The sequence below is a fragment of the Motilimonas sp. E26 genome (genome assembly GCF_021278025.1).
Taxonomy (GTDB): domain Bacteria; phylum Pseudomonadota; class Gammaproteobacteria; order Enterobacterales; family CBDFNC01; genus Motilimonas.
This window is the reverse complement of sequence record NZ_JAIBHJ010000002.1, coordinates 70,475-77,040: the sequence shown is the minus strand read 5'-3', so window position 1 is coordinate 77,040 and position 6,566 is coordinate 70,475. Positions and strand designations below refer to the sequence as shown.

General features: G+C 44.3%; 4 protein-coding genes. 1 reads left to right on the top strand and 3 read right to left on the bottom strand.

The features are described 5' to 3' along the window. From K1M91_RS01670 to K1M91_RS01660, 3 genes are all read right to left on the bottom strand, one after another. On the bottom strand, positions 1 to 1,806 hold a 1,806-nt coding region (locus K1M91_RS01670; RefSeq protein WP_232799821.1), incomplete at its 3' end, for a glycosyl hydrolase family 18 protein. 495 nt (positions 1,807 to 2,301) lie between these two features. Beyond that, on the bottom strand, positions 2,302 to 4,725 hold the full coding sequence (locus tag K1M91_RS01665; protein ID WP_232799820.1) for a glycosyl hydrolase family 18 protein: 2,424 nt from the start codon (positions 4,723 to 4,725) through the stop codon (positions 2,302 to 2,304). A 271-nt stretch (positions 4,726 to 4,996) separates the two neighbouring features. Beyond that, the gene (locus K1M91_RS01660) at positions 4,997 to 5,938 is read right to left on the bottom strand and encodes a D-2-hydroxyacid dehydrogenase (RefSeq protein ID WP_232799819.1); all 942 of its coding nucleotides are present in this window, start codon (positions 5,936 to 5,938) and stop codon (positions 4,997 to 4,999) included. Between the two features lie 31 nt (positions 5,939 to 5,969). Between K1M91_RS01660 and K1M91_RS01655 the strand changes: the two genes are divergently transcribed. Continuing rightward, positions 5,970 to 6,551 (top strand): YjaG family protein, encoded by a 582-nt coding sequence (locus K1M91_RS01655; protein WP_232799818.1) that lies wholly within the window; start codon positions 5,970 to 5,972, stop codon positions 6,549 to 6,551. The last annotated feature ends 15 nt before the right edge of the window (positions 6,552 to 6,566 follow it).

Genomic DNA, 6,566 nt, shown 5'->3' with positions numbered 1-6,566 from the left:
AGTTGGCTCAGCTGTTGGAGTTGGAGTTGGTACAACGTAACCGTTTAGGCCTTCATGCATTGCATTAAGGATGTCACCGTTATCCGCATCGATTTCCCATGAGAACAGACCTGCTAGACCTAAATCACGAACGTAAGCGCCTTTAGCTTTAGTTGAACGTTGGTCATCAAACGTGATTAGTTTACCGTTTGAACGGTTCCACACGTATGCCGCTTGTGCTTGCTCGTCGTAGCCGTATTCGAAACCGTTAATACCAGTTTCATTAGCGCCAAGCATGTATTGCTTGATACCTTTATAGTCGATTACGCCAGCTTCCCAAACGCCTTGTGCTTTAGTACCTGTTAACTTGCCGTTACCTGTACCTGTCATCGGGTCATTTGGATTTGTTAGGCTAGATGGCATTACGCCGTCCCAACCACGGCCGTACATAGCAGTACCAACAACTAGTTTATTAGCTGGTACGCCCTGCGCTAATAGAGCAGTGATACCGTGCTCAACAGTGTAAGCTGGACCACCATACGCTTTACCAGTATCTGGGTTGATACCTGTGCCATCACATTGACCAGGCGCCATGAATGAACCACAGTATAGGCCCGCTTGGTGACCTGGTACATTGTTCCAACCGCCGAAGAAGTCATAGTTCATGGAGAAGATGTAATCCATGTACTGGATAGCTTCGCCATAATCTACATCTTGCAGCTTATCCCAACCAACGTTGATTGCAGAAGTCAGTTCGTACTTGCGACCTGTTTCAGCTTCTAGTTCGTCAAGCATTGCACGTAGTTCTTGCATTAATGCAATGTAAGCTGGACCATCATTAACAGGGTCACCTAGGTTAGGGTTTTCACCGCCGCCACCAGGGAATTCCCAGTCAATGTCCACACCGTCGAAGAATTTCCATGTTTGTAGGAATTTCTTGGTCGATGCAACAAATGTGTCACGCTTAGACTTGTCTGTGAAGTAGAAGAATGGGTCAGATAGAGTCCAGCCACCGATAGAAGGTAGGATCTTCAGATCAGGATTACGCTGTTTAAGCGCCATCATCATCGCGAAGTTACCTTTGATTGGTGTGTTGAAGTCATGTCCAGCTTGTTTGAAGCTCTTTTGGTATGCTGCCCACGGGTCGTGAATTACTACTTCATAATCTGGCACGCCAGAACAAGCAGTTTTAAGTGCGTTGAAGCTGTTGCCGCCAACTGATTTCAAAGACTCGTTAGGACCACAAATTGGAATGAAGCCGTAAAGAATGTGAGTTAGGTTGTCAGCTGGGATGTTATCTACAGTGTAGTTACGGTCGTAGATACCCCATTCAACGAAGTAAGTACCAACAACGGTGTTCTTATCAGTATTGTAAGATTTGTTGTTAGGATCTACGTTCATTGTTAGTGGCGCAAGGTGAGAACCGTCAGTGTCAGCAACCGTTAGTTTTGCTGCAGCACCTTTAGTACAACCTGTTGCGTCACACGCTTCGATTACTACATCGTAAACACCGCCTTTCGCGTAACCAAAAGTCGCAGTTGTTTGGCTACCAGTGATTGGGCCAGATGCAACTTCAACACCATCAAAGTAAACTTTGTAAGTGTCGCCAGGGGTACCAGACCACTGGTTAAATTTGATTGCGATTTGCGCTTCTTCATTGTACTTAACCATGGAGTTGTAACCAGAAGTGGTTTCCATTGCTAATTCAATTTTAGAGAATTGAAGGTTATTAGAACCGTACATGTCGATGCTTGGTGCAGCAGGAGCAGCCATTACAGACGTGCTCATTGCTGCCAAGATAGATGCAGCTAAGATATTTCTCTTCATAAGTCCATTCCTTTGACTAGTCATTGAGAATTCAGAGTCAATTTGAAATTGATGCAAGAGATAGAGAGGGAAAGATATGAAGAGGTCAACAATGCTGACAACATCCTTATCATTTTTCTCGCCTATCCTTGGCAACTTATAAATCAGTAATTTAAATAGCCTCCTGGCCATACTGATTCATTTCAAAAAGTGTAGTCTTGTTCAGACTTGAGACAATATAGGAGTATCTGAGGTCAAGGGCAAGATGGTGAAAGTGCTAAACGTGATAGAGATAAAAAAAATGACCAAAAAATCGTCGTAAATAATATGTTAACAGGGTTTATTTTAGATAAATATTTTATCTTTATAATTATTTTAGATATTTTATCTTATTTTGAAGGAAATAGCTGCACATTGTTATAACTGTTAGCCGGATCAAACTGTGAAAATAAAAAAAGGGGAATGTGATCCATTCCCCTCATGTGTGCAACGTGTTTTAAGTGCTAGTGTTAACTATTACACTTTTTTCCACACACCCCAATCGCCAGACTGCGATGGGTTATCACCTTGTGTCCACCATTTGGCTTCGTACTTCACACCATCTAATAGCACTTGATCGCCGCCGTTGTAAACTTTTGCACTGTCCCAAGTCGTGTCACCTGTTGGTGGCGTTGTTGGTTCAACGGTTGGTTCAACTGTAGGCTCTACTGTTGGCGCAACCGTTGGTTCTACACTTGGTTCAGTAGTTGGCTCTACCGAAGGAACGGTACCAGAGCCCACTTTAGTCCAAGCATTGTCTGCTGCCCAGCCTGTTACAGGTGTGTAAGCGCCACCGAGGTTACACCAACCCGCTACGTTACATTGGTAAATGCCACCGTCGCTAGCCAGTACTTTTGTACCAGCGGTGTAGCTGCCTAGTCCATTAGGGTAAACGTAATCGTAATCGCCTGCTGGAGGTTGGGTTGGTTCAACTGTTGGTTCAACTGTTGGTTCTACCGTTGGTTCTACCGTTGGTTCTACCGTTGGTTCTACCGTTGGTTCAACTGTTGGTTCAAGCGTTGGTTCTACTGTTGGTTCAACCGTTGGTTCTACTGTTGGTTCAACCGTTGGTTCTACTGTTGGTTCAGCAGTTGGCTCTTGAGTCGGTTCTTGTGTTGGTGGTGTTGTTGGCACTGGTGTTACCACAACGTGGCCAGCAAGACCTTCTTGCATTGCATTTAGGATGTCACCGTTATCAGCGTCAATTTCCCAAGAGAACAAACCCGCGAAGCCGTTAGCTTTAACGTATGCGCCTTTGGCTAATACCGAGCGGCGATCATCATAAGTGACTAGGTCGCCTGTTGCTGGGTTCCATGCGTATGGGGCTTCAGCTACTTCGTCATAGAATTTTTGTACCGATGGGTTGTTGATGTAATCACGTACTACATCTTTGTAGTCGATAACACCCGCTTCCCATGAGCCTTTCACTTTACCGTTACCCACACCTGTCATAGGGTTGGCAGGATCTGTCATTGACTCTTGTGTTACGCCGGTCCAACCACGTGCATACATAGCCGCACCTACAACCAGCTTGTTAGCTGGTACGCCTTTTTCTAGCAGTAGGTTAATACCATTTGCAGAAGTGTAAGCAGGGCCCTTGCGAGGGTTACCTTCCGCGTCAAGACCTTTACCTTCACACTCATCCGCACTCATGTGACTGCCACAGTAAAGTGCAGTTTGATGGCCTACCACGTTGTTCCAGCCACCGTAGTAGTCGTAAGTCATGGCAAAGATGTAGTCCATGTAAGGCACTGCATCTATATAGTTTACGTCTTCAATCTTGTCGTAACCCACACCAACAGCTGAAGTTAGCTGGTAGGTGCGACCCGTTTCAGCAGATAGCTCATCTAGCATCGCGCGTAGTTCTTTCATTAGATCTGCGTATGCTTGGCCATCTAAATCAGGGTTACCTTTGGTTGGGTGAGCACCTTGACCGCCAGGGTATTCCCAGTCGATGTCGATACCGTCAAAGAATTTCCATGTTTGTAAGAATTTTTTCGCAGAAGCAACAAAGATGTCACGCTTAGACTTGTCTACGAAATCGTAGAAGGGATCAGATAGGGTCCAACCGCCTACCGAAGGTAGAATTTTTAGGTCTGGGTAGCGTTGTTTTAACGCCATCATTTGACCGTATGTACCTTTGTAAGGCGTTGAGTGGATATCGCTGCCTTGTGGCATTTGAATGGCAGCCCATGGGTCGTGGATAACCATTTCGTAATCGCCGGTACCAGCACAGGCGCGCTCAAGGGCTGCTAAACTGTTGCCGTTTTCAATTTCACCTAATGACTCGTTTGGACCACAAATCGGCACGAAGCCATAGATAATGTGCGTTAGGTTTTGTGCTGGAATTTGGTCAACTGAGAATTTACGACCGTAAACGCCCCATTCTACAAAGTAAGTACCAACCACGGTGTTTTCAGGTGTGGTGTAGTTACCATTGTTTGGGTTAACTTTCATTGGCAGTGGGTCAAGGTGACTACCATCGGTGTCTGCAACGACGATATTTTTTGCTGCACTTTCACTACAAGCACCGGTGTCATCACATAATTTAACCGTTAGTGCGTATTGGCCGCCTTTTTTAACTTGTAAATCTACGATGCCTTTTTGCACAGGTGTAGCAGCAATCGTCGCTTCGTGGGCAACTTCACCATTGAGTAATACTTGCCATTTGGTGCCCGGCTCGCCAGACCACATATCCCAAGTAACAGGCACAGTTGCAGCATCTTTTACTACAAACAGATCTTTATAAGCGGATGCGGCTTGGTTAACTTCAATGATGGAGTAGTTGTCTTCCATCCATTGTACGATAGGAGTGCCAGGTGCAGCCATAGCTGCACTGCTCATGCCCATAGCGACAGCTATTGCTAATGAGCTTTTTACAAATACATTTGATTTCTTCATGAGTCGATTCCTTTGACTTTGACACGAGGAAACACAGATAAGGTGACTGAAGCACGTAGACAGGACGTAACATAACGATGTTAACGAATTTAAAATGCCTATCCTTGGCTTTCAGTGGTTTTTACAACAGGTCTCCAGACCATCAAAACGCACTTATTTGTGTATAATTTTGCTCACATTTAGATTGAGCAGCAGTAAATTTAGCTTGAACTGTCCCATTCGCCAAATTTAATAATCATAAATGAGAGTTTAGTCATCTCTTCGTTCTGTTTTAGTACCCCTTAGTTAAATCCAGCGGATATTTGAGTGGTTTGTGGGATAAGAGTAATGAGAGGTTAGTTAAAAAAATTTCAGCTATCTGATCTGGAAAGCTGACTGCTGCATTGTGTGGTGTAATCGTTATGTGCGGGTTTTGCCATAGGGCGGATTCTGTTGGTAAAGGTTCAACATTAAACACATCACAAACTGCATGATGAATCATTCTCTGCGCTAGTGCTTGATGCAAATGCTCTTCATTGACTGCCGATCCTCTACCAATATTGATAAACATTGCGTGGTTGGCCATTTGCTTAAATCTGTCTAAGTTAAATAATTGCTGTGTTTTTGCTGTCGCGGGCAGGGCGTTCACAACAATATCAGCTTGTGCTAATACCGTATTAAGTTGCGCTATGGTGTAGCAATGGTCAAATTCTTCCCATTGTTTTCCACTGGTATTGATCCCCAAAACCTTAACCCCAAAGTTGTTTGCGGTTTTTGCAAGGTAGCGACCAATAGAGCCTGTGCCTGTGATCACCATGGTTTTACCTTGTAGGCTAACATAGGGCTGGGCTTGCCAAATCTGCTGACGCTGCTGGGCTTGATAAAGGCTAAATTGGCGCAATAAAGCGAGCCAATGTCCCATCACATATTCGCTGATAAGTGGGCCAAAAATGTCTTTAACACCCGTTAACTGATAATGGCGAGGTAATGAGTTATCTTGCAGTGCGTCCACCCCAGCAAAGGTTGATTGTAGCCAAATTAAATGTGGCAGTTTTGTGAGCGCAGGGGCGATTAATGCAGGCTCTGCCAAGGCTAATGTAATTTGTTGCTGCATCTCTATGACAGACTCTATATTATCGGTCGCCAAAACGTGAATATCTGGCGGCAGCCTGCCACTCAGTAGTTGTTGATAAACCTCGGCATCTTTACTAAGAATAAGCAGTGTATTTGTCATTTTCTTTCCCCAGTGTTAAACAGGTATAACTGTGGTTAAAAATATTAACAAGCAACTTAATCAATTTGCGCCATGGCAACAAGTTTCATTTTGTGTTGCCTTGGCTGAGCGTATGTATCCAAACTATGTGCTGTTTTGTGAAGGTACAGAGTTTCAAGGGCAAAAAACTTTTCGCAAAATGCTCGATTTATTTTGGGAAAAACTTACGGTGAAAGGCGCCAAAGTCAACTTTGAAATTCAAAGTGAGCACTTTGAAGCGGCAATTCCTAACATTGACGATTACGACATGTATGGCGTCTACCCGGCACTAGATGCTTGTGTTGTATTAACCTGTGCGTTTAATTCTATGTTGGTAAAACAAGACGATGCGGAAGAAGCAATTAATGCCAGCCAAACATCGATTGCTACCGTTGCAAGCTTTATTGAAGCAACCAGTGAAGAAGAGCTATCAGAAGAAGATATTTTTGCCGATGAACTGATGGAGCAGGAGTTAGCTTTTCAGCTGGAATTACTTAAATTACTTGATGAAGCGCGCAGCCCTGAGTTACTAAAAGCTGTGCGCAAGTTTGGCCGTAATGAGGGTATTAGTAATATTGGTATTAGTTTAGATTGATCCACCGTGGCGCGG